General features: G+C 46.0%; 17 protein-coding genes. 8 read left to right on the top strand and 9 right to left on the bottom strand.

Features of this window, described 5'->3' with window-relative positions:
- Positions 1-83: 83 nt before the first annotated feature.
- Both tdh and CCZ37_RS14665 read right to left on the bottom strand, forming a co-directional pair.
- A complete protein-coding gene (gene tdh, locus CCZ37_RS14670; protein WP_094501171.1) occupies positions 84-1,115 on the bottom strand; it encodes an L-threonine 3-dehydrogenase in 1,032 nt (343 codons plus the stop codon).
- Positions 1,112-2,308: a glycine C-acetyltransferase gene (locus tag CCZ37_RS14665; RefSeq protein ID WP_010318537.1), complete on the bottom strand. Its 1,197-nt coding sequence runs from the start codon at positions 2,306-2,308 to the stop codon at positions 1,112-1,114. The genes tdh and CCZ37_RS14665 overlap by 4 nt, the downstream gene beginning before the upstream one ends.
- A gap of 174 nt (positions 2,309-2,482) precedes the next feature.
- Between CCZ37_RS14665 and CCZ37_RS14660 the strand changes: the two genes are divergently transcribed.
- The 6 genes from CCZ37_RS14660 (at position 2,483) to uhpC (ending at position 9,413) form a co-directional block, all read left to right on the top strand.
- Positions 2,483-3,406, top strand: coding sequence for a LysR family transcriptional regulator (locus CCZ37_RS14660; RefSeq protein WP_010318538.1), 924 nt, complete (start codon positions 2,483-2,485; stop codon positions 3,404-3,406).
- A gap of 9 nt (positions 3,407-3,415) precedes the next feature.
- Entirely contained in the window at positions 3,416-3,799 is a 384-nt protein-coding gene (gene gloA2 / locus CCZ37_RS14655; protein WP_094501169.1) for an SMU1112c/YaeR family gloxylase I-like metalloprotein, read from the top strand.
- A 528-nt stretch (positions 3,800-4,327) separates the two neighbouring features.
- Entirely contained in the window at positions 4,328-5,722 is a 1,395-nt protein-coding gene (gene uhpT / locus CCZ37_RS14645) for a hexose-6-phosphate:phosphate antiporter (protein WP_094501167.1), read from the top strand.
- A 195-nt stretch (positions 5,723-5,917) separates the two neighbouring features.
- Positions 5,918-6,523, top strand: coding sequence for a response regulator transcription factor UhpA (gene uhpA / locus CCZ37_RS14640; protein WP_094501165.1), 606 nt, complete (start codon positions 5,918-5,920; stop codon positions 6,521-6,523).
- Positions 6,523-8,058: a signal transduction histidine-protein kinase/phosphatase UhpB gene (uhpB, locus tag CCZ37_RS14635; protein WP_094501163.1), complete on the top strand. Its 1,536-nt coding sequence runs from the start codon at positions 6,523-6,525 to the stop codon at positions 8,056-8,058. Before uhpA ends, uhpB begins: the two co-directional genes overlap by 1 nt.
- Before the next feature lie 20 nt (positions 8,059-8,078).
- Complete coding sequence (gene uhpC, locus CCZ37_RS14630) at positions 8,079-9,413, top strand: MFS transporter (RefSeq protein WP_094501161.1); 1,335 nt, start codon at positions 8,079-8,081, stop codon at positions 9,411-9,413.
- A gap of 46 nt (positions 9,414-9,459) precedes the next feature.
- Here uhpC and CCZ37_RS14625 read toward each other — a convergent pair whose 3' ends face one another.
- Positions 9,460-9,846: a cytochrome b562 gene (locus CCZ37_RS14625; protein WP_094501159.1), complete on the bottom strand. Its 387-nt coding sequence runs from the start codon at positions 9,844-9,846 to the stop codon at positions 9,460-9,462.
- A 98-nt stretch (positions 9,847-9,944) separates the two neighbouring features.
- Positions 9,945-10,688, bottom strand: a complete 744-nt coding sequence (locus CCZ37_RS14620; RefSeq protein ID WP_010317001.1) for a phosphatase — start codon at positions 10,686-10,688, stop codon at positions 9,945-9,947.
- A gap of 189 nt (positions 10,689-10,877) precedes the next feature.
- Here CCZ37_RS14620 and CCZ37_RS14615 point away from each other — a divergent pair, with 189 nt between their 5' ends.
- Positions 10,878-13,754, top strand: coding sequence for an HD domain-containing phosphohydrolase (locus tag CCZ37_RS14615; RefSeq protein ID WP_167372441.1), 2,877 nt, complete (start codon positions 10,878-10,880; stop codon positions 13,752-13,754).
- On the opposite strand, the gene trmY is transcribed toward CCZ37_RS14615, so the two are convergent.
- The 5 genes from trmY to CCZ37_RS14590 all read right to left on the bottom strand — a co-directional run bounded on the left by trmY (position 13,751) and on the right by CCZ37_RS14590 (position 17,579).
- On the bottom strand, positions 13,751-14,350 hold the full coding sequence (gene trmY, locus CCZ37_RS14610) for a tRNA (pseudouridine(54)-N(1))-methyltransferase TrmY (RefSeq protein ID WP_010317003.1): 600 nt from the start codon (positions 14,348-14,350) through the stop codon (positions 13,751-13,753). The genes CCZ37_RS14615 and trmY overlap by 4 nt on opposite strands.
- A gap of 79 nt (positions 14,351-14,429) precedes the next feature.
- Positions 14,430-15,662, bottom strand: a complete 1,233-nt coding sequence (arsJ, locus tag CCZ37_RS14605) for an organoarsenical effux MFS transporter ArsJ (protein WP_094501155.1) — start codon at positions 15,660-15,662, stop codon at positions 14,430-14,432.
- A gap of 42 nt (positions 15,663-15,704) precedes the next feature.
- On the bottom strand, positions 15,705-16,202 hold the full coding sequence (locus CCZ37_RS14600; RefSeq protein WP_094501153.1) for a cyclin-dependent kinase inhibitor 3 family protein: 498 nt from the start codon (positions 16,200-16,202) through the stop codon (positions 15,705-15,707).
- A 12-nt stretch (positions 16,203-16,214) separates the two neighbouring features.
- On the bottom strand, positions 16,215-17,216 hold the full coding sequence (locus tag CCZ37_RS14595; RefSeq protein ID WP_010317007.1) for an ArsJ-associated glyceraldehyde-3-phosphate dehydrogenase: 1,002 nt from the start codon (positions 17,214-17,216) through the stop codon (positions 16,215-16,217).
- 21 nt (positions 17,217-17,237) lie between these two features.
- On the bottom strand, positions 17,238-17,579 hold the full coding sequence (locus CCZ37_RS14590) for a metalloregulator ArsR/SmtB family transcription factor (protein WP_010317009.1): 342 nt from the start codon (positions 17,577-17,579) through the stop codon (positions 17,238-17,240).
- A gap of 553 nt (positions 17,580-18,132) precedes the next feature.
- On the opposite strand from CCZ37_RS14590, the gene CCZ37_RS14585 reads away from it, so the two are divergent.
- The gene (locus tag CCZ37_RS14585) at positions 18,133-19,155 is read left to right on the top strand and encodes a substrate-binding domain-containing protein (protein WP_010317011.1); all 1,023 of its coding nucleotides are present in this window, start codon (positions 18,133-18,135) and stop codon (positions 19,153-19,155) included.
- Positions 19,156-19,186 lie beyond the last annotated feature (31 nt).

Below are 19,186 nucleotides of genomic sequence, written 5' to 3'. Positions count from 1 at the left end.
ATTTAATGTTGTAACAAATGGTAATGCAAATAATAGCCGAAGGGACAAAAAAACCTTCGACTATTATTTATTGGATTAGCGAGTTACTGCCAATCAAGGATAACTTTGCCAGAAAGCCCGCTGCGCATAGCATCGAAGCCCGTTTGGAAGTCATCAATTTTGTAATGGTGAGTGATGATAGGCGTTAGATCGAGGCCAGATTGAATCAGGCTCGCCATTTTATACCAAGTTTCGAACATTTCACGGCCATAGATACCTTTGATCACCAAACCTTTGAAGATCACTTGGTTCCAATCGATCGCCATATCTGAAGGTGGGATACCTAATAAAGCAATACGACCACCGTGATTCATGGTTTTCAGCATAGAACTAAAGGCACTCGGTACGCCTGACATTTCAAGGCCGACGTCAAAACCTTCCGTCATGCCAAGTTCACTCATGACCTCTTCTAACTTTTGTTTCGCAACATTCACGGCGCGTGTCACGCCCATTTTGCGCGCAAGTTCAAGGCGATATTCGTTGACATCGGTGATCACCACATGGCGCGCACCAACGTGTTTCGCCACTGAGGCCGCCATGATACCGATTGGACCAGCACCAGTGATCAGCACATCTTCACCGACTAAATCAAATGACAAGGCGGTGTGTACCGCGTTACCAAATGGGTCAAAAATCGAGGCTAGATCATCGGAAATACCATCTGGGATCTTGAAAGCATTAAACGCAGGGATAACTAAGTATTCAGAAAATGCACCAGTGCGGTTCACACCAACACCCACAGTATTACGACATAAGTGAGTACGACCACCACGGCAATTTCGACAATGGCCGCAAGTAATATGACCTTCGCCAGACACGCGATCACCTAATTCAAAACCGCGAACTTCTTGACCAATGCCAACCACTTCACCGACGTATTCATGCCCAACCACCATTGGTACTGGGATGGTTTTTTGTGACCACTCGTCCCAGTTATAGATGTGAACATCGGTGCCACAAATTGCGGTTTTCTTAATTTTAATCAGCAGATCGTTGTGACCAAGTTCAGGCATTGGCACTTCGGTCATCCAAATGCCTTGCTCTGGTTTGAGTTTGGATAATGCTTTAATTTTCATTTAATGAGCCCCATTTCTTGGCCAACAGCAATAAACGCATCAATGGCGTGGTCGAGTTGCTCGCGGCTATGCGCGGCTGACATTTGTGTACGAATACGAGCTTGGCCTTTTGGCACAACAGGGAACGAGAAACCAACAACATAAATGCCCTTAGCTAGTGCTCGTTCTGCAAACTCTGCTGCAACGATAGCATCGCCGAGCATAATCGGGATGATGGCGTGATCCGCGCCACCCATAGTGAACCCCGCGCCTTCCATACGAGTACGGAAATGCGCGGCGTTATCCCAAAGTTGGTCGCGAAGCGCAGCGCTTTCTGCCAGTAAATCCAGCACGCGAATCGATGCTGCAACAATCGCTGGCGCAACCGAATTAGAGAACAAATAAGGACGTGAACGTTGACGAAGCCAATCAATAACTTCTTTCTTGCCTGAAGTGTAACCGCCGGATGCGCCGCCCATGGCTTTACCAAGGGTACCGGTGATGATGTCGATGCGATCAATCACATCGTGGTATTCGTGTGTGCCGCGACCATTCGCGCCCATGAAGCCCACCGCGTGAGAATCATCCACCATCACTAAGGCGTTGTATTTATCCGCCAAGTCACAGATGGCAGGCAAGTTAGCCACTACACCGTCCATTGAGAATACACCATCCGTTACGATGAGCTTATTACGAGCGCCCGCCGCATCGGCTGCGATCAACTGCTGTTCTAACTCTTCCATGTTGTTGTTGGAGTAACGAAAACGCATTGCTTTACATAAACGCACACCATCAATGATTGAGGCATGGTTCAACGCGTCAGAGATAATCGCGTCTTCTTTATCTAAAATAGTTTCAAATAAACCGGTGTTTGCATCAAAACATGAGGTGTAAAGAATCGTATCTTCTTTCCCTAAAAATTGAGAGAGCTTCTGTTCCAGTTGCTTATGGATATCTTGCGTACCACAGATGAAACGCACAGAAGCCATACCAAAGCCGTGACTGTCCATGCCTTGCTTTGCCGCTTCAACCAGCGCAGGGTGATTAGCCAAACCAAGGTAGTTGTTGGCACAGAAGTTCAACACTTCTTCACCAGTAGAAATTTCGACCGCCGCTTGTTGTTGCGAGGTAATCACACGTTCAGATTTATACAGACCTTCCGCTTTGATTTCCTCAAGCTGGTTTTGGATCTGTTGATAAAATGCAGAAGACATTGCTACGTCCTTATTTTTATATAGCGCAATAGCTATGGTGTAGGGCAGCCTAAACGAAAATAGACCCTTCATTTACACTGTAAAATCGCTTAATGGTATTTTAGTTGATCCCATTTACGACTATTATCCCATGACATGGAAAACCATTAGTGAACTTCAGGCACAAATACAATTATGATCACGCATCGTCTTATCGCCCTGCTGCCTGATTTAGCGGCTTTCATTCTCGTCGTCAATGAAGGTAGCTTTACGGCAGCAGCTCAAAAGCTGGGGGTAACACCTTCGGCATTAAGTAAATTGATTACCCGTTTAGAACAAGCGCTATCAGTGAAGTTATTTGAGCGAACCACGCGCCAGCTCTTAATCACTCAGGCAGGAAAGCGCGTTTATGATCAAAGTCTGTTGATGGTCAACGCTGCGCAGCAAGCGGTTGAGCTTTCAACCTCTGACCACACCGAACCTGCAGGCGCACTCACTGTTGCGGCACCCGAAGCATTTTTGAACTCAGTTCTGCAACCCCTTGTGCTTCCTTTTCTAACTCAATACCCTGAAATTCAACTTAAGCTGAGAGCTGCAGATGGTGCGATCGATTTATTCAAACACAATATTGATGTGGCGTTTAAACTGACTGATAAGCCAGATGAAAACTTGGTACTGCGTGAAATTGGCAAAACCCACCTGGTGTTGTGCGCCAGCCCAGAATATATAGCGGCCAGAGGCACGCCCACCCACCCTATCGAATTAACGGCTCATGACTGCTTATACCTTGCAGAAACCGAGCGTGACCATCTCTGGGATTTTCATAAAGAAGATGAGTTCCATACAGTGGCCGTCTCAGGCCGTTATGCAGTGAACCACTCACAAATGCGTTTGAACGGCGTGAAAAATGGCTTAGGTATCGGCATCTTCCATGATTTTGTCATTCAGCAAGCGCTCGTTGAAGGCAGCGTCGTCCGGCTATTAGCCGATTGGACGATCAAAAGTAATTACTACGGCTCGATTGCCATGCAATATCCGCAAACCAAGTACATGCCAGCAAGGCTGCGGGTGTTCATTGATTACGTCACTGAACATTTGGTCAGCCAACTCAACAAATAAAGGGTAATCATGCTAAAACGAATCCACCACGCGGCAATTATTTGTTCAGACTACGCACGTTCCAAAGCGTTTTATACTCAGATCTTAGGGCTGCCTGTTATTGCTGAAAATTACCGCGCCGCTCGCGATTCATACAAGCTGGATCTTGCTCTGCCCGATGGCGGACAAATTGAGCTGTTCTCATTTCCAAATACACCACCAAGACCAAGCTTCCCTGAAGCTCAAGGGCTACGACATTTAGCGTTTGTGGTGGACAGTGTCAGTGAAGTCAAAGCGTATTTAGAGGAAAAAGGCGTCATCGTCGAGCCCATCCGCGTTGATGAGTTCACTGGTCACGAATACACATTTTTCGCCGACCCAGATGGTTTACCGTTAGAGCTTTATTCTGAATAGTGAAAAGAGGAAGGAATCAAGGCTATTTTCTAACGCCAGTACAACAGATTAAATAATGGTGCACAGTGGCCCAAACCCCCGCCGTATTGCCATGCGCGTTTATTACAGGCATAAGCGACACCAACACCCAACTGAGCGCGCTGGTGAGCAACATTATTCTGTTAAAACGGTTTAGGCGAATCATAGCAACACTCAATTTTTTCTTGTCGACACTCTATAACGCAATGATAAAAATAACAGTGCGGCAGTGCTAAAAACTTAACAAATGCCATCAAGTTCGCTACAAATCGTTACCTTAATGACGACGTTTCAAGATGCATATCAATGTGACTCCATTCACGCTTTGTCTATCAATCCACCCAAACTAGGAAATATTCCTAACTCAGTTAGGCCATGCCCTCAAGTCAATCGCCAAGCCGATTTTTACAATCACTCTATGATGCAGCCAGACGGTTGCTAGCCATTCGACTCTGGTGTGAATTGACTGACAGCAGAGATTTCTTTGACGTGATTTTCTAAGGATTTCACATGCTAAAACTTTTGCAACAGGTTAGGCTACCGACCCTCGATCTCCCCGTAGCAGAACGCCGTAAAATGTGGTTCAAACCATTTTTACAATCGTACCTTGTGGTGTTTATTGGCTACATGGCGATGTATTTAGTGCGCAAAAACTTCAACGTTGCACAAAACGATATGATATCAACCTACGGCTTGTCGATGACACAACTAGGGCTGATTGGACTTGGTTTTTCCATCACTTACGGGATTGGTAAGACAGTGGTCTCTTACTACGCCGATGGCAAAAACACGAAGCAATTCCTACCTTTTATGCTGATCCTTTCTGGTATTGCCATGCTTGGATTTAGCATGAGCATGGGCGGTTCAAGCGTCAGCATTTTCCTAATGGTTGCTTTTTATGCGCTAAGCGGTTTTTTCCAAAGTACCGGTGGGCCATCAAGCTACTCCACCATAACCAAATGGACGCCCAAAAATAAACGCGGCACCTACTTGGGTTTATGGAATATGTCGCACAATGTCGGCGGTGCATGTGCCGCAGGCGTAGCACTGTTTGGTGCCAACTATCTCTTTAATGGTCACGTGGTGGGCATGTTCGTATTCCCGTCAATCATCGCATTAGTGGTGGGTTTCATTGGTTTGCGTTACGGTAGTGATTCTCCAGAAGCCTACGGTTTAGGTACGGTCGAAGAGTTGTTTGATGAAGCGGTCAGCGAGGAAGATATTGCTGCGGAAGAAAACCAAATGACCAAACGTGAGATCTTTGTTGAATACATTTTGAAAAACAAAGTGATTTGGTTACTCTGCTTTGCCAACATCTTCCTCTACATCGTGCGTATTGGCATCGACCAGTGGTCGACTGTGTATGCCTATCAAGAACTTGGTTTGTCAAAAGAAGCAGCCATTTCAGGCTTCACTCTGTTTGAAGTGGGCGCATTAGTTGGCACTTTAATGTGGGGTTATCTGTCTGATCTTGCCAATGGCCGCCGAGCTTTGGTCGCCTGTGTATCATTGGGACTCATCATTGTTGCGCTCGAATTCTATCAGCACGCCACCAGCGAGTTTATGTATCTCGCGTCACTGTTCGTACTGGGTTTTCTTGTTTTTGGCCCACAATTACTGATTGGTGTTGCTGCGGTTGGCTTTGTGCCGAAAAAAGCGATCAGTGTCGCCGATGGCGTTAAGGGCACCTTTGCTTACTTAATTGGTGATAGCTTTGCCAAACTTGGCCTAGGTATGATCGCCGACGGTACACCAATTTTTGGCCTTACAGGCTGGAAGGGCACCTTTGCTGCACTCGATACTTCAGCGATGATCTGTATCGTGCTGCTGATTTTTGTCGCTATCGCTGAAGAGCGTAAGATCCGCCATGAGAAAAGACTAAAATTGGCCGCGGCCAACGCTTAACTCCCAGCAAAATCAAACGCGATATTCTCTTTTATGAGTGTGTCGCGTTTTATTGTGTCACCCCTTCCTTTTTGACGCGCTAGACTCCTCTACAATGGCATCCATAGCAAAGGGATATATTGCTTGTTTAATTGCCTCTGTGGCGTTAATTTAGGCTCCCTTTTTACTCAGGCAATATAAACAGCGGGGATTGTGATGATCAAAGTAGCACTAGTGGATGACCATATCGTGGTACGTTCAGGCTTTGCCCAACTCATGAACCTTGAAGACGACATCCAAGTGGTCGGCCAATTTAGCTCGGCGGCCGAAGCGCGCGCAGGGCTTCCCGGCACGGGGGCAAACGTCTGTATTCTTGATATTTCAATGCCTGATGAAAGCGGGCTGTCGCTGCTGCAAGATCTCCCCTCTGGGATAGCATGCATTATGCTGAGCGTTCACGATTCTGCGGCCATGGTCGAAAAAGCCTTGGAGGCTGGAGCAAGAGGCTACTTAAGCAAACGTTGTAGCCCAGATGAACTTATCCAAGCCGTACGAACCAGCGCCCACGGTGGTTGCTACTTAACACCCGATATTGCGCTTAAACTCACCTCTCCCAAGCGCGAGGCAAAGCTATTAGCACAGTTGACCAAACGTGAGCGGCAAATCAGTGAAATGCTGGCCGCCGGGCTGGATGTGAAAGCGGTCGCCAATAAGCTTGGGCTTAGCCACAAAACCATTCATGTCCATCGCGCTAATGCCATGGATAAGTTAGGCGTGAGCAATAACGTGGCCTTAGCGAAATATTTTTCTGACTCATTCTAATGCCACGCTATTTTATTACGTCACTCTGCGCTTGGTTTCTACTCTCTTGCAGTTGGTTTTGCTTGTGGGTTATCGCCTATTATTTTGTCAACGATCCGGAACTGGCGATCTTCTTCTTTCCTTTTGCTCTGCGTTTAGGCACTGCGCTGCACAGTCCACAACGTTACTGGCCCGCTATTTATGGTGCAGAATGGGGGCTGACGATTGCGCTCGCCATGCTAATGGAACAACCTCAATGGCTGACAGTACTCGCCGCCAGTATCGCAACGCTGCCATTAAACCTGCTCGCCCAGCGCTACTACCGGGGAAGTCAGTGGCGTCGCTTTATTGTGATGGGCGGGTTGATCCTCGCCAGTGCCATCATTAATACGCTGGCCACCACCTACCACGGCCATGCCGCGTCAATGGTGATGTTAGTCAGCATCACAGCTGGCTTAATGATTGTGCCAAGCTGCTATTTAATCTGGAATTATCTTTTCCAAAGCACTTGGGTTCCACTGACGGCGAACTTAGTCTCTCGCCATATCGAATTTCGCACGCGTCACGTCTTACTCTATTCTTTGACATTTATTTTAAGCATTGCACTGCAAATCGGTTTACCTGATGAACTTCGGCGTTTTGCTCCATTTTGTTTAGCCATTCCGATCATTTTGCTCGCGTTTCGCTACGGCTGGCAAGGTGCATTGCTCGGCACGTTGCTCAATAGCATTGCCTTGATCGCGGCGCGCAGTGGTGTCTCTAATATGGAAGTCACGGATCTCCTGCTCTCTCTTTCAGCACAAAGTTTAACCGGCATTTTGCTGGGAATGGGTGTACAGCGTCAAAGAGATCTCAATACCAAGCTGCGCCAACAGCTTGATCGTAACCAAAATTTGTCCCGCCAATTAGTCAAAGCAGAAGAATCTGTTCGGCGCGATATTGCTCGCGAGCTGCACGATGAGATCGGTCAAAACATTACCGCTATCCGTACTCAAGCCAGCATTATTCAACGCGTCGAATCTCAGCCCGTCACCAGCCATTGTGCTAAAACCATTGAGTCTCTCTCTTTAAATGTTTACGACACAACTAAAAGTTTGCTGACCCGTTTACGCCCCAAAACCTTGGATGATTTAGGCCTAGTCGAAGCACTGGATCAACTGCTGCGTGACCTTGAATTTGAGACGCACGGCATTCAAACCCAAGTGGTTTGGACGGGGAATTCAACCGCTCAACTGCAAAAACTGAGTGATGCCACCAAAGTGACCCTTTATCGATTGTGCCAAGAGGCGCTCAATAACGCCTTAAAATACGCGGAAGCTAGCCACATTGTGATTGAGTTTTCGTTGGCAAGTGATGTCACACTGCGCATCCGCGACGATGGCATCGGTTTCAAAGCACAAGCGCAGCTGAACGGCTTTGGTTTACGGGGGATGCGTGAGCGAGTCGAGGCATTGGGTGGCCACTTTCAGATTATTAGCCACTGTCAGTCTACAACAGCCAACCACGATCTAAGCGAGAATGGCACTCAGCTTACCATCACACTGCCCCACTTATAATCGTGGAATTATAAAGCACTATGATAAATTTTCTACGCTCTCAACCACCGAAACCGCTTCTTGCATCAGCGCAGGAGGTTAACCAGCAGTACCGTTATTGGCGCTTTCACATCATGATGGCGATGTATGTCGGTTATGCGCTTTTCTACTTCACGCGTAAAAGTTTGAATTACGCCATGCCCGCGATGATTGCTGACCTCGGTTTAGATAAGAGTGATATTGGCATCATGGGCACGTTGTTTTACATCACCTATGGTATCTCAAAATTTCTGTCTGGAATTTTGTCGGACCGCTCCAACCCGCGCTATTTTATGGGCTTAGGGTTAATGGCAACCGGTTTTATCAATATTCTGTTTGGCTTTTCAAGCTCAATCAGTATGTTCATCTTACTCTGGATTCTTAACGCTTGGTTTCAAGGTTGGGGATGGCCTTCTTGCTCTAAACTCCTGACCACTTGGTATTCGCGCTCTGAACGTGGTTTTTGGTGGGCGTTATGGAATACCGCTCATAACGTGGGTGGCGCATTGATCCCATTACTGGTTGGCTTTCTCACTTTCCATTTTAGTTGGCGTGAAGGTTTTATTGTGCCGGGCTGTTTAGCCGTTGTTGGCGGGTTTTTCTTATGTTGGCGATTGCGTGATAAACCAATGACCCAAGGTTTACCCAGCGTTGGTCAATGGCGTAATGACGCCCTTGAACTGGCACAAGAAAATGAAGGCCTCGGCCTTAGCACCAAACAGATCTTGCACAAATATGTGCTAGGAAATAAGTACATCTGGTTGCTCGCCTTGAGCTATGTGCTGGTCTACATAGTGCGTACTGCCATCAATGATTGGGGAAATATCTACCTTACCGAGCAACAAGGCTATGATTTGATCACGGCTAATGGCGCACTTTCTCTGTTTGAAGTCGGTGGATTTATTGGATCGTTAGTCGCAGGCTGGGGCTCAGACAAACTGTTTGGCGGCAACCGTGGACCAATGAACCTGATTTTTTCAATGGGCATTTTTCTTTCGGTGGCAGCGCTGTGGCTGATGCCGTTAACGGGGTTTGTATTCCAAGCCGCTGGCTTTTTTACGATTGGCTTTTTTGTCTTTGGCCCACAAATGTTAATTGGTATGGCCGCCGCGGAGTGTTCTCACAAAGATTCGGCTGGTGCAGCAACTGGGTTTGTGGGGTTATTTGCGTATATGGGCGCAGCGCTCGCCGGTTACCCGTTAGCCATTATTGTCGAGCAATTCGAATGGCGAGGTTTTTTTGTCACCATTTCTGTTTGCGCCGCTGTGATCGGCTTACTACTGCTGCCTTTCTTACAAGCTCAGTTTTCAGGCAGTGACCACCCCACGAACCATTGAACGTTATAGCCAATCCAACGTTATCGTGAGAGGGCCACAAAGCTGATTAACCAAATAAGCGCTTCCAGATACTTGGGTTACGCTGCTCGTGGTATTCAACACGCAGTTCGTCTACCGTGCGCAGCGTTTGTTGAGCTTGCTCTAAATTTCCTTGCTCAAGATCCACTTCGATTTTATCTAATGCCACGGAAAGCTTATTAAACCCTTCTAAATAGAGATCTTGCTTCTCCGGTGGATAATTTCCCAGTTTTGACTCTTCAACCAACTGACTTAATCTATTAATGGGTGCTTGCATTGTTTCAACGCTGGTCGCTTCTGCCGCTTGTTTAAATTCAAGCTTCATTTGTTTCATGTTCTGTTTTAAGTCAACATTAGCCGCCGACACGCTAGCCGCAAATAATGCGCAAGCTGTTAATATCATTATTTTTTTCATAATTATTTCTTTTTATTCTGGCAAGAAGTACCAAGTTTAATGGATCTCAAGATAAAAGAGGGACAAATTTTTGTCATTTTTTATGACCTCTTTACGGCTTATAGTGTTTGATATTCTGCGATCGCTTTTCGCCCGCGCAGTGCTAAAAAGGCCAGAAACTGCTCGACACTGTGCGTAATCACTTTCTCAGCAGCAATACCAACGTTCTCAAGCAGTTCACTGGCCAGTTGAAGTTGGCCGATATCTTGACAAAAATGGGCATCGCTGCCAGTGGTAACATAAGCACCATGTGCTTTCGCCACTTTAGCAATCTGATAACAGCGATCGACACTCCCTACCCTGCTGTGTCCTTTTAAGGTGCTGTTATTAATTTCTATTGCGACGTGATACTGGGCAGCGCAAGCGATCACTTCATCAAAATCAAAATCGAAATTAGGGTTGCCTAAATGTCCTAGCGCATCCACTCGTCCACCTTTAATCACATTGATTAACGCTTCGGTATGCGCCGCTTTATCGGCAGGCTGAAATACGGGCTCATGAAAACTGGCGATCACCCAATCTAAGTTTTGGTCAACGGAAGGGTGTACATCAATCTCGCCAGCACGATTCATGATGTTGGACTCAATGCCTCGGATAATGGCAACACCCTCTAAAAAGCGCGGCAAAATACGTTGATTGGAGAAGAACCAATAATGCGGCGCTCCGGGCATCGACTGTGCATGATCGGTTGTGCAAAACATTGCCAATCCATTTTCTTTAGCTGAGCGCGCATTTTCGATTAGCGTGCTGTAAGCGTGGCCACTTGCATAAGTGTGAGTATGAGTATCAACGACAAGATTCATTTTAGTTATTCCATTGCAACAGCGTTGCTTGAGTGTAACAGCCCAACTGATATCACTTCAATCTAAGGGCGATATATTCACCGTATCGGCACTTTCTGACCGGATGAAAACGCATCGATGTGAAATGGTTTTTTGCAACTTACCCACATTGAACAATACTTAGCAATGTCATCCAATTCGGAGTTGGTTATGAAACGACGTCGTTATTCACTGAGCATTCACATTACGAGTCTCTTTTTAGTGCTCGTCATGGTGATCGGCATTGTATTGATTGGCATAAGTTATCACCATAGTCAGCAACTACTGACGGTCAGCGCACAAGGATTAAGTAGCGAAAACAGTAAAAAACTGGAATCAGCATTTAAACAAAGTGCCGCACCTATCTTGACCACACTCGATTTTTTAGCTTTTAGTAACGTAATTGACCAACCGGATAAAGTCATCTCTGACCCACGCCAACTCGCCACCATTTGGCTAACCTTCCAACGTAACCCGCAGTTGGTCGCGCTCTATTATTGTGACGAAGCCGGAGCTTGTACTACGTTTCGCTCGCTGAGCTTTAATAAAGCCAAACAGCGTTTTAATGCCCCCGCGCAAGCTCAGCTATTAGCGCATTACACTCAAGTGGATGGCACCAACCGCTTTATCTATCTAGACCAGAACCTTGAAAGCCTGCTCGATAAAGAGGATAACAACAATAAATTTGATCCCCGCGTGCGTCCTTGGTTCACCTCGGCGAGTCAAGATGGCGCGATACGCTTAACGGAACCTTATTTCTTTTTCTTCCTACAAACGAGCGGCGTCACACTGTCACGTAGATCAGTCGATGGAAAGAGTGTGCTTGGCGCTGATTTCACGCTTGACTCACTGTCAAAACAGATGAGTACGATAGGTTTTTCTAACAGTGCTCAACTCATTCTATTCGATAATCAATTTAGACCACTGGCCCAGCACAACACCAACTTCGATCTACAGCAAGATCCCTCACAGATTGCACAGCAGCTGCAGCAAAGTACTTTTGCACCAATATTGAATCGGGTCAGCAGCCAAACTTTGTACGAAACGCTCAATATGAATGGCACAACGTGGTCGGTGACGTTAACGCCAGTAGCTTTAAACGACAATGTCCGCTTGTTGCTGGCAGAAGCGGTACCACAAGATGATTTGATCGCAGATTTACTCTCGATGCGAGATAAGCAGATTTTTGTCGCGTTAATCATGCTCGCTATCGCTTTCGCAGTGGTTGGTTTTGTGGCACAAAGGCTTGCCAGCCCTTTAGGTAACCTAGTGCAATTGACCGACAACATCACGCGCTTTGAATTTAAAAAGACACGCTATCCAAAAAGCAGGATTCGCGAAGTTGCCAATTTAACCCAATCGATAGAGCTCATGGAGCATACACTGCACGACTTGCTGCGACTATTACGCGAAACCGCCAGCAACCAAGAATTCGGTGTGTTGGCCAAAACGATTACCCATCAAAGTTATTTGATCACTCGAGCTGAAACTATTTTGCTCTACACTTATGCTAGCGAAAACAACCAATTTATCACCGCAGCAAACCACGCCATCATTCCGTTTAAGCTCGACATTAATCAATTGTCTGAAGAGATGCCTTGGCTAGTCTCCGAACTGCGTAAAGGCCAAACGGTTCACTTATCTAAAACCGATAATTCGATGCGCAAACATAAAGATGAGCTGTACAATTCTGATCTTTACCTTTTCCCGCTGCTCAACCGAGATAAGCAGTTGGTTGGCGTATTAAATCTAGGCTACGAACGAGCCATCACTCTTGATCAGCAAGACAAACATGCATTTTTAAGAGAGCTGCTCAGTTTTGCCGAAATTGCTAAAGACAATATCGACAAAATGCAGCGCCAAAAGGAGATGCTCAACTCGTTTATTGAATTGATTGCATCGGCCATTGATACCAAATCCCCTTATACGGGTGGCCATTGTCAACGAGTTCCTGAATTAACCAAAATGATCACCAAAGCGGCTGAAAACGATCACACCTATTTCCCACAATTTTCCATGACTAACGAAGAGTGGGAAGAGCTCACGCTCGCCGCTTGGCTGCATGATTGTGGCAAAGTAACCACGCCTGAATATGTGATTGATAAAGCGACTAAATTAGAAACAATCTATGACAGAATTCACGAAATTAGAATGCGTTTTGAGCTGCTCAAATGCCAAGCCGAAACGGACTACTGGCAAGGTGTTGCGCAGGGCAAGAACGAGCCAGAGCTCAAGCAGCAATTACTGGAAAACCAACAAATCCTCGATGAGGAATTTGCTTTCGTCGCGCAATGCAATATTGGCAGCGAATTCATGAATGATGATGACATAACCCGCTTAGAGCAAATTGCTCAAAAAGAGTGGAAACGAACTTTGGATGATCAACTCGGTACTTCTTGGATAGAGAACCAACGTGCCGGAGAGGCAAAATCATTGCCCACTATGGAGCGCTTACTGGATGATAAACCCGTACATCAGTTGCACTGGGTAAACGGTTGTCGTCCACAAGATCTGTGGCAGGAAAGCTTTATTTTACAACCAGGAGAACTACGTTATAACCGAGGTGAGCTCTATAATTTGTCCATTCGCCGTGGCACGCTCACTAACGAAGAACGCTTTATGATTAATGATCACATTGTGCAAACCATCATGATGCTCAAGCGGTTGCCTTATCCTGAACATATGAAAAACGTTCCTGATATTGCAGGAAGCCACCACGAACGAATGGATGGCGAGGGTTATCCAAGAGGTTTAAGTGAAGAGCAGCTTTCGATCCCCGCTCGGGTCATGGCAATAGCCGATGTATTTGAAGCACTCACCTCCAGCGACCGCCCTTATAAAAAGGCCAAAACGCTCAGTGAATCGATCGCGATCATGACCACCATGGCCACTACAGGCCATATTGATCCGAAGCTTTACTTACTCTTTTTAGAAAAAGAGATTTATCAAGACTATGCGGATCTTTTTTTACACTCCGATCAGCACAGCCCAATTGATAAAGAAGCACAGATAAAAAAAGTCAAAATGAGTTTGAAAAAGACTTTTTAAAGACCGCGAATATCTAACTCATTCTGGATCAGCACAATGCACTGCGAGGCAAACAGCATTCGAGGCCCAAGGCTGATTTTCTGTGTATTAAGGCGCTTTAAGCTGTTCCAACTTTTTTTCGGCATCGGGATGTGGTCAGTAAGTAAAAAGCAGCTGTCGTCAGAAAATTGATGCTCACGGACACTCTCGCCTTTTTTATCCAGTAAATACAAATGGTAACTATCCGAAAGGCGCTGCACCAACTTTTCAAAACTGATGGTTTCAACCGTGAGCCCTTGCTCGACCTCTCGGGTTTGCTCTTTGCCCATACCCATAGAAACATCTAAGGCGTGGCCTATTTTAGTCAGTAAGGCTTGCTCGTGAAAACCACCGATATTATGCAACTGGCTCGACTCAAAACATAAAGTCCGCGAGAAATCTTGCGTACTTTCCAGCACCAAATAGACCACCACGTCATCACGATGCGACTGCGCGGTAAAAATAGCGTTCATGAGTACGTGGGCCAAAATTTCAGTGTGAGCTTCTTGCCCAACAGAGGCTAAAAAAGTCTGTTTATCCGTGGAAGCGGCGCGGGCCCTTACAACAAAAGATCTCATGTGACTGACTCAATTCGTTCAATAAAGCACGAACTCTATCACAATCTCCATCCACTGGAATAGTCATCCGCTGGTGACACTACGGTTCAAGTGTCAGCGCGGCTCTGCTTTTCGGTAACCCCAACGAAATAAGGGTGGTCAGCAGCAGAAAGCCAAACGAAACCCACAAGCACGCCGCTAAACCCCACAGTTGGAAAACCCATCCGGAAAGCACCGTACCGATTAAGCGCCCCATAGCGTTTGCCATGTAGTAAAAGCCAACATCAAGCGATACGCCATCACCTTTGGCATAGCTAACGATTAAATAGGAATGCAGCGATGAGTTAATCGCAAAGACAGCGCCGAAAAGCAGTAATCCCGCGATAATCACGACTTCCGGATGCCACTGAACTTGAATGCTGTAGGCGATAAAACCGGTAATCAGCGCCAATAGCGCCGCCCAACCGAGCGCAGAGCGCCCATCCGGCACTTGATCTGAAGCGCTGCCCGTTATTTTAGGAGCAAACCCTTGGATGACACCGTAGCCAATCACCCACAGCGCTAAAAAGCCGCCCACGGCACTGTGATCCCAACCAAAAACGCTGCCGAGATAAATGGGCAAAGCAATCACAAACCAAACGTCTCGCGCGCCAAATAAAAATAGGCGAGCCGCTGATAAAATGTTCACGCTGCGCGATTTGGAGAAAATCTCTGAAAATTTCGGTTTGGTTTTGGCTTTGCCAATATCCGCTTTTAAGCTGAGTAAACTGCCGATAAAAACCAACAGCAATACTACCGCCATAGCCGCTACCGTATATTGAAAACCGATCCAAGAGAGCAAGACGCCACCGAGAAAAAAGCCAGCCCCTTTTAGAGCGTTTTTTGAACCCGTAAGAATGGCTATCCATTTGTAGAGTGCGCCTTGTGCGTTGTCAGGGACCAACGTTTTGATCGCACTTTTTGCACTCATTTTATTGAGATCTTTTGCGATGCCCGATAACGCCTGCGCCGCCATCACCCAAGGAATGGTTAACCATGCCGCAGGTACAGCAAGCATCAAGAGCGCGAATATTTGCATGCCAAGGCCAATATTCATGGTGCGATTCAGCCCTAAGCGCGCACCAAGCCAACCGCCAATCAGGTTCGTCACCACACCAAAAAATTCATAAAAGAGAAACAAAGACGCAATCGCTAAGGTCGAATAACCCAAATCATAAAAATACAACACCACTAACATGCGCAGCGCGCCGTCAGTGACGGTAAAATTCCAATAATTAAAAGTCACTAGCATGTACTGGCGAACGTTTTGGTTGAGTTGAGACAGCATAATCACTCTCTTTGCAAAAGAGCCGCCTAAGGCAGCTCTTTGGGACTGTTATTGATTAACAAATTGTTTGATGTACTCAACTTGTACATCTTTGGTAAACGCACCCGGTCTTAATGATTGAACTTGAGTAATAATGTTTTGCAGTTCCCAACCTTTCTCCAGCAATAAATGAGCAGCAAGTAAACCAGTACGACCCGATCCACCCATGCAATGCATGGCAATCTTATCTCCCTTGGCAAGCGCCTGATGCAGTGATGGGGAGATACTTTGCCAATGCGTTTGAAACTGATGGTCGGGCGCGCAATCATCTTCAATTGGGGCGTGAAACCATTGCAGCCCCGCTTGCTCAACCACTTTAGGTAAGTCGCCAACACCTTTCTCTTGCATCTCTTCATGACTTAGAGCCGTCACCACAACGGTAACACCTTGAGATTTCAGTTGTTCAATACTCTCAACCAGAGGAAGATCTTTTGTACCCGGGCAAGGCGTCAATACCAAACCAGCGCTGTTTTCTGCAACGGACAGTTCCCATGTAGGATGTGTCATTTCTTTGCTCCTTTATGCCAAACCGACTTTGCGTACTAATTCTGCGGTACGGGTTGCGTAACCCATTTCGTTATCGTACCAAGCGTAAATTTTCACCATGCGCTTTCCCACCACCATGGTCGAGAGTGCATCGACAATCGTTGAGCGTTGATCGCCTTTATAATCAATCGATACCAATGGCCGCGCTTCAAAACCGAGAATGCCTTTGAGCTCATTTTCTGAAGCCGCTTTCAGTAGCGCGTTAACTTCTTCCGCGCTGGTATCGCGTTTCACATCAAAAATAATGTCGGTTAACGACGCATTGGCCAGCGGCACACGCACCGCGTGACCGTTAATTTTGTCTTTCAGATCGGGGAAAATTTCCACAATCGCTGTCGCAGAACCTGTTGTGGTAGGGATAAGGCTCATACCACATGCGCGGGCGCGGCGTAGATCTTTATGCGGTGCATCCAAAATGGTTTGCGTATTGGTCAGGTCATGAATGGTCGTAAACGATGAGTGTTCAATACCCAGTTGCTCATGAATCACTTTGACGATAGGCGCAATGCAGTTGGTGGTACAAGAAGCGGCCGTAACAATCTGATGTATTTGTGGATCAAAGATGTGGTCATTGACCCCAACCACGATATTAGCAATCCCCGCTTCTTTCACTGGAGCTGATACCACAACACGTTTGACACCTTGTGCTAAATACTGATTCAAAAACTCAGACTTGCGGTGTTTTCCCGTGGCTTCGATGACCACATCACAACCAGACCAATCGACGTCACTGATCGCTTTTTGTTGTGAGGTACGAATAACCTTACCGTTGGCAATGATCGCATTACCGTCGCTTGTCACTTCGTGATGCCAACGGCCTTGTATTGAATCAAATTCGAGCAAATGAGCCAAGGTCGCCGCGTCACCCGCAACGTCGTTAATCTGCACAAATTCGATCTCAGGCCAATCAAATGAGGCTCTTAATGCTAAACGACCGATGCGGCCAAACCCGTTAATTCCGACTTTAATAGACATTTTTATTTCCTTTTATCCCTTCTAAATACAACAAGCTGGGCGAGATTTCATCTCTGCTAGCCTTTGCATATCCTGTTGGTATTCTTGTTTCAGGCAACTGGAGTCCACAAGCCCTTGAATTTGTTTTTTCATCCATCCGGGCAGTTGGTCCGAGAGCCGATAAAACACCCATTGTCCTTGCCTTGTATCGACCACCACGCCACTTGAACGAAGTAGAGCCAGATGGCGAGAAATTTTGGGTTGGCTTTCATCAAGAGCTTCGGATAACTCGCCAACGCACACTTTCTCTTCACGAGAAATCATCAATAAACAACGCACTCGAGTTTCATCGGACAGCAATTTAAAAAACTGATGAGGTAACATTTTATTAATCTCTGTATATGCGGATGTTCATATATATCATATAAAAAGAAATCGCTGTCAATATAAAAGTTACCGCTAAATAAAAGTTACCGCTGGCTTTAGCTTTAGAGCAATTTTAAAGCGAAAAGTAAAATAGCTGATGGCATGCTGCAGAGTTTTTATTGCATTTTGATTACAATCGATTTCTCAATAGGCCTATTTTTGATACCTCGACGTCTATCATATTATCAACCTCCTTTACTGACATACTCTATCAAGTCAACGTGTGAAGCAGAAATAGATAAAATTTCGAATTTATTCACAAATATTTCACGCCGTTAAATATTCAACCACCCCATAGCTACTGGACAATAAAATATAAATTACTGATTTTTAATAAAAAACCCCTCATATAAAACAAAAGAAATCTGCTTGGTCATAAATTTGTCATATAAAAACTATTTTACTGTCACATTGCCCAATCAAAATTCATCTCAGCTAAACAATACAAAGCTGCTTACGGAAGGCTTTTCAAAAATAGTCTACGGTTATGAAATTTAATGAGGGAAATATTATGAAGTTCGGACGCAATGCGCTTTTGCTTGCTTCAACCATAGCAACCGCTATCTCTGCCCCAGCAATGGCACGTAATACGATCCAAATCGCTGGCTCTTCAACCGTTTTACCATTTTCTTCTATCGTTGCAGAAGAGTTTGGTCAAACCTTCCCACAATTCAGCACGCCAGTGGTTGGTTCAGGTGGTTCAAGTGGCGGTTTACGTCAGTTCTGCCAAGGTGTCGGGGTGAATACTATCGACATCGCGAACGCATCACGCGCCATCAAATCATCTGAAGTGGAAAGCTGCCGTACCAATGGTGTAACAGAAATCATTGAAGTCAAAGTCGGCTACGACGGCATCGTGTTTGCTTCTCGTTCTGACAGCGGTTCTTTTGCACTTAAGCCAGAGCATGTATTTAAAGCGGGTGCCGCACAAATTCCACAAAACGGAAAAATGGTTTCAAACCCTTATACCAACTGGAAGCAAATTGACGCATCCTTGCCTGACCAAGAGATCTTGCTAGTGATCCCTGGCTCTAACCACGGTACACGTGAAGTGTACGAAGAGAAAGTCGTTCATCCAGGTTGTGAAACATTTGCCGAAGTCAAAGCGTTGGACAAGAAAGCCAAAGGCAATTTCTGTAACGCGATTCGCACCGATGGCCGCGTAGTTGAAGTCGCTGGCGATTATACCGAAACCCTAGCTCGTCTTGATGCTCAGAAAAATGCGCTTGGTGTATTTGGCCTGAGCTTCTACGACCAAAACCGTGACCGCTTGAAAGTCGCGACTGTTAACGACGTAACCCCAAGCTTAGAGACGATTGGTAACGGACAATACCCAGTATCCCGTCCACTATTCTTCTACATCAAAAAAGCTCACGTTGGTGTAGTACCTGGATTATCAGAGTACGCTCAGTTTTTTGTGAGCGAACAAATGGGTGCAACGGGTAGCCCACTTGAAACGGCAGGTCTTATCCCAATGGATGATAAAGAGCGCGCTCAAGTGTCTCAAAATATTAAAAATCGCAAAGTCCTTTAAGGCTCTCTGATTAGCTTGGGCCGACATTTTT

The organism is Vibrio qinghaiensis (assembly GCF_002257545.1).
Taxonomy (GTDB): Bacteria; Pseudomonadota; Gammaproteobacteria; order Enterobacterales; family Vibrionaceae; genus Vibrio; species Vibrio ordalii.
Note: the sequence above shows the minus strand (reverse complement) of the source record. Positions and strands in the feature narration are given on the sequence as shown.

What these genes read in the sequence shown, in the direction of transcription:
- tdh (WP_094501171.1), bottom strand. Translation starts at nt 1,115, where the DNA reads ATGAAAATTAAAGCATTATCCAAACTCAAACCAGAGCAAGGCATTTGG.
- CCZ37_RS14665 (WP_010318537.1), bottom strand. Translation starts at nt 2,308, where the DNA reads ATGTCTTCTGCATTTTATCAACAGATCCAAAACCAGCTTGAGGAAATC.
- CCZ37_RS14660 (WP_010318538.1), top strand. Translation starts at nt 2,483, where the DNA reads ATGATCACGCATCGTCTTATCGCCCTGCTGCCTGATTTAGCGGCTTTC.
- gloA2 (WP_094501169.1), top strand. Translation starts at nt 3,416, where the DNA reads ATGCTAAAACGAATCCACCACGCGGCAATTATTTGTTCAGACTACGCA.
- uhpT (WP_094501167.1), top strand. Translation starts at nt 4,328, where the DNA reads ATGCTAAAACTTTTGCAACAGGTTAGGCTACCGACCCTCGATCTCCCC.
- uhpA (WP_094501165.1), top strand. Translation starts at nt 5,918, where the DNA reads ATGATCAAAGTAGCACTAGTGGATGACCATATCGTGGTACGTTCAGGC.
- uhpB (WP_094501163.1), top strand. Translation starts at nt 6,523, where the DNA reads ATGCCACGCTATTTTATTACGTCACTCTGCGCTTGGTTTCTACTCTCT.
- uhpC (WP_094501161.1), top strand. Translation starts at nt 8,079, where the DNA reads ATGATAAATTTTCTACGCTCTCAACCACCGAAACCGCTTCTTGCATCA.
- CCZ37_RS14625 (WP_094501159.1), bottom strand. Translation starts at nt 9,846, where the DNA reads ATGAAAAAAATAATGATATTAACAGCTTGCGCATTATTTGCGGCTAGC.
- CCZ37_RS14620 (WP_010317001.1), bottom strand. Translation starts at nt 10,688, where the DNA reads ATGAATCTTGTCGTTGATACTCATACTCACACTTATGCAAGTGGCCAC.
- CCZ37_RS14615 (WP_167372441.1), top strand. Translation starts at nt 10,878, where the DNA reads ATGAAACGACGTCGTTATTCACTGAGCATTCACATTACGAGTCTCTTT.
- trmY (WP_010317003.1), bottom strand. Translation starts at nt 14,350, where the DNA reads ATGAGATCTTTTGTTGTAAGGGCCCGCGCCGCTTCCACGGATAAACAG.
- CCZ37_RS14600 (WP_094501153.1), bottom strand. Translation starts at nt 16,202, where the DNA reads ATGACACATCCTACATGGGAACTGTCCGTTGCAGAAAACAGCGCTGGT.
- CCZ37_RS14595 (WP_010317007.1), bottom strand. Translation starts at nt 17,216, where the DNA reads ATGTCTATTAAAGTCGGAATTAACGGGTTTGGCCGCATCGGTCGTTTA.
- CCZ37_RS14590 (WP_010317009.1), bottom strand. Translation starts at nt 17,579, where the DNA reads ATGTTACCTCATCAGTTTTTTAAATTGCTGTCCGATGAAACTCGAGTG.
- CCZ37_RS14585 (WP_010317011.1), top strand. Translation starts at nt 18,133, where the DNA reads ATGAAGTTCGGACGCAATGCGCTTTTGCTTGCTTCAACCATAGCAACC.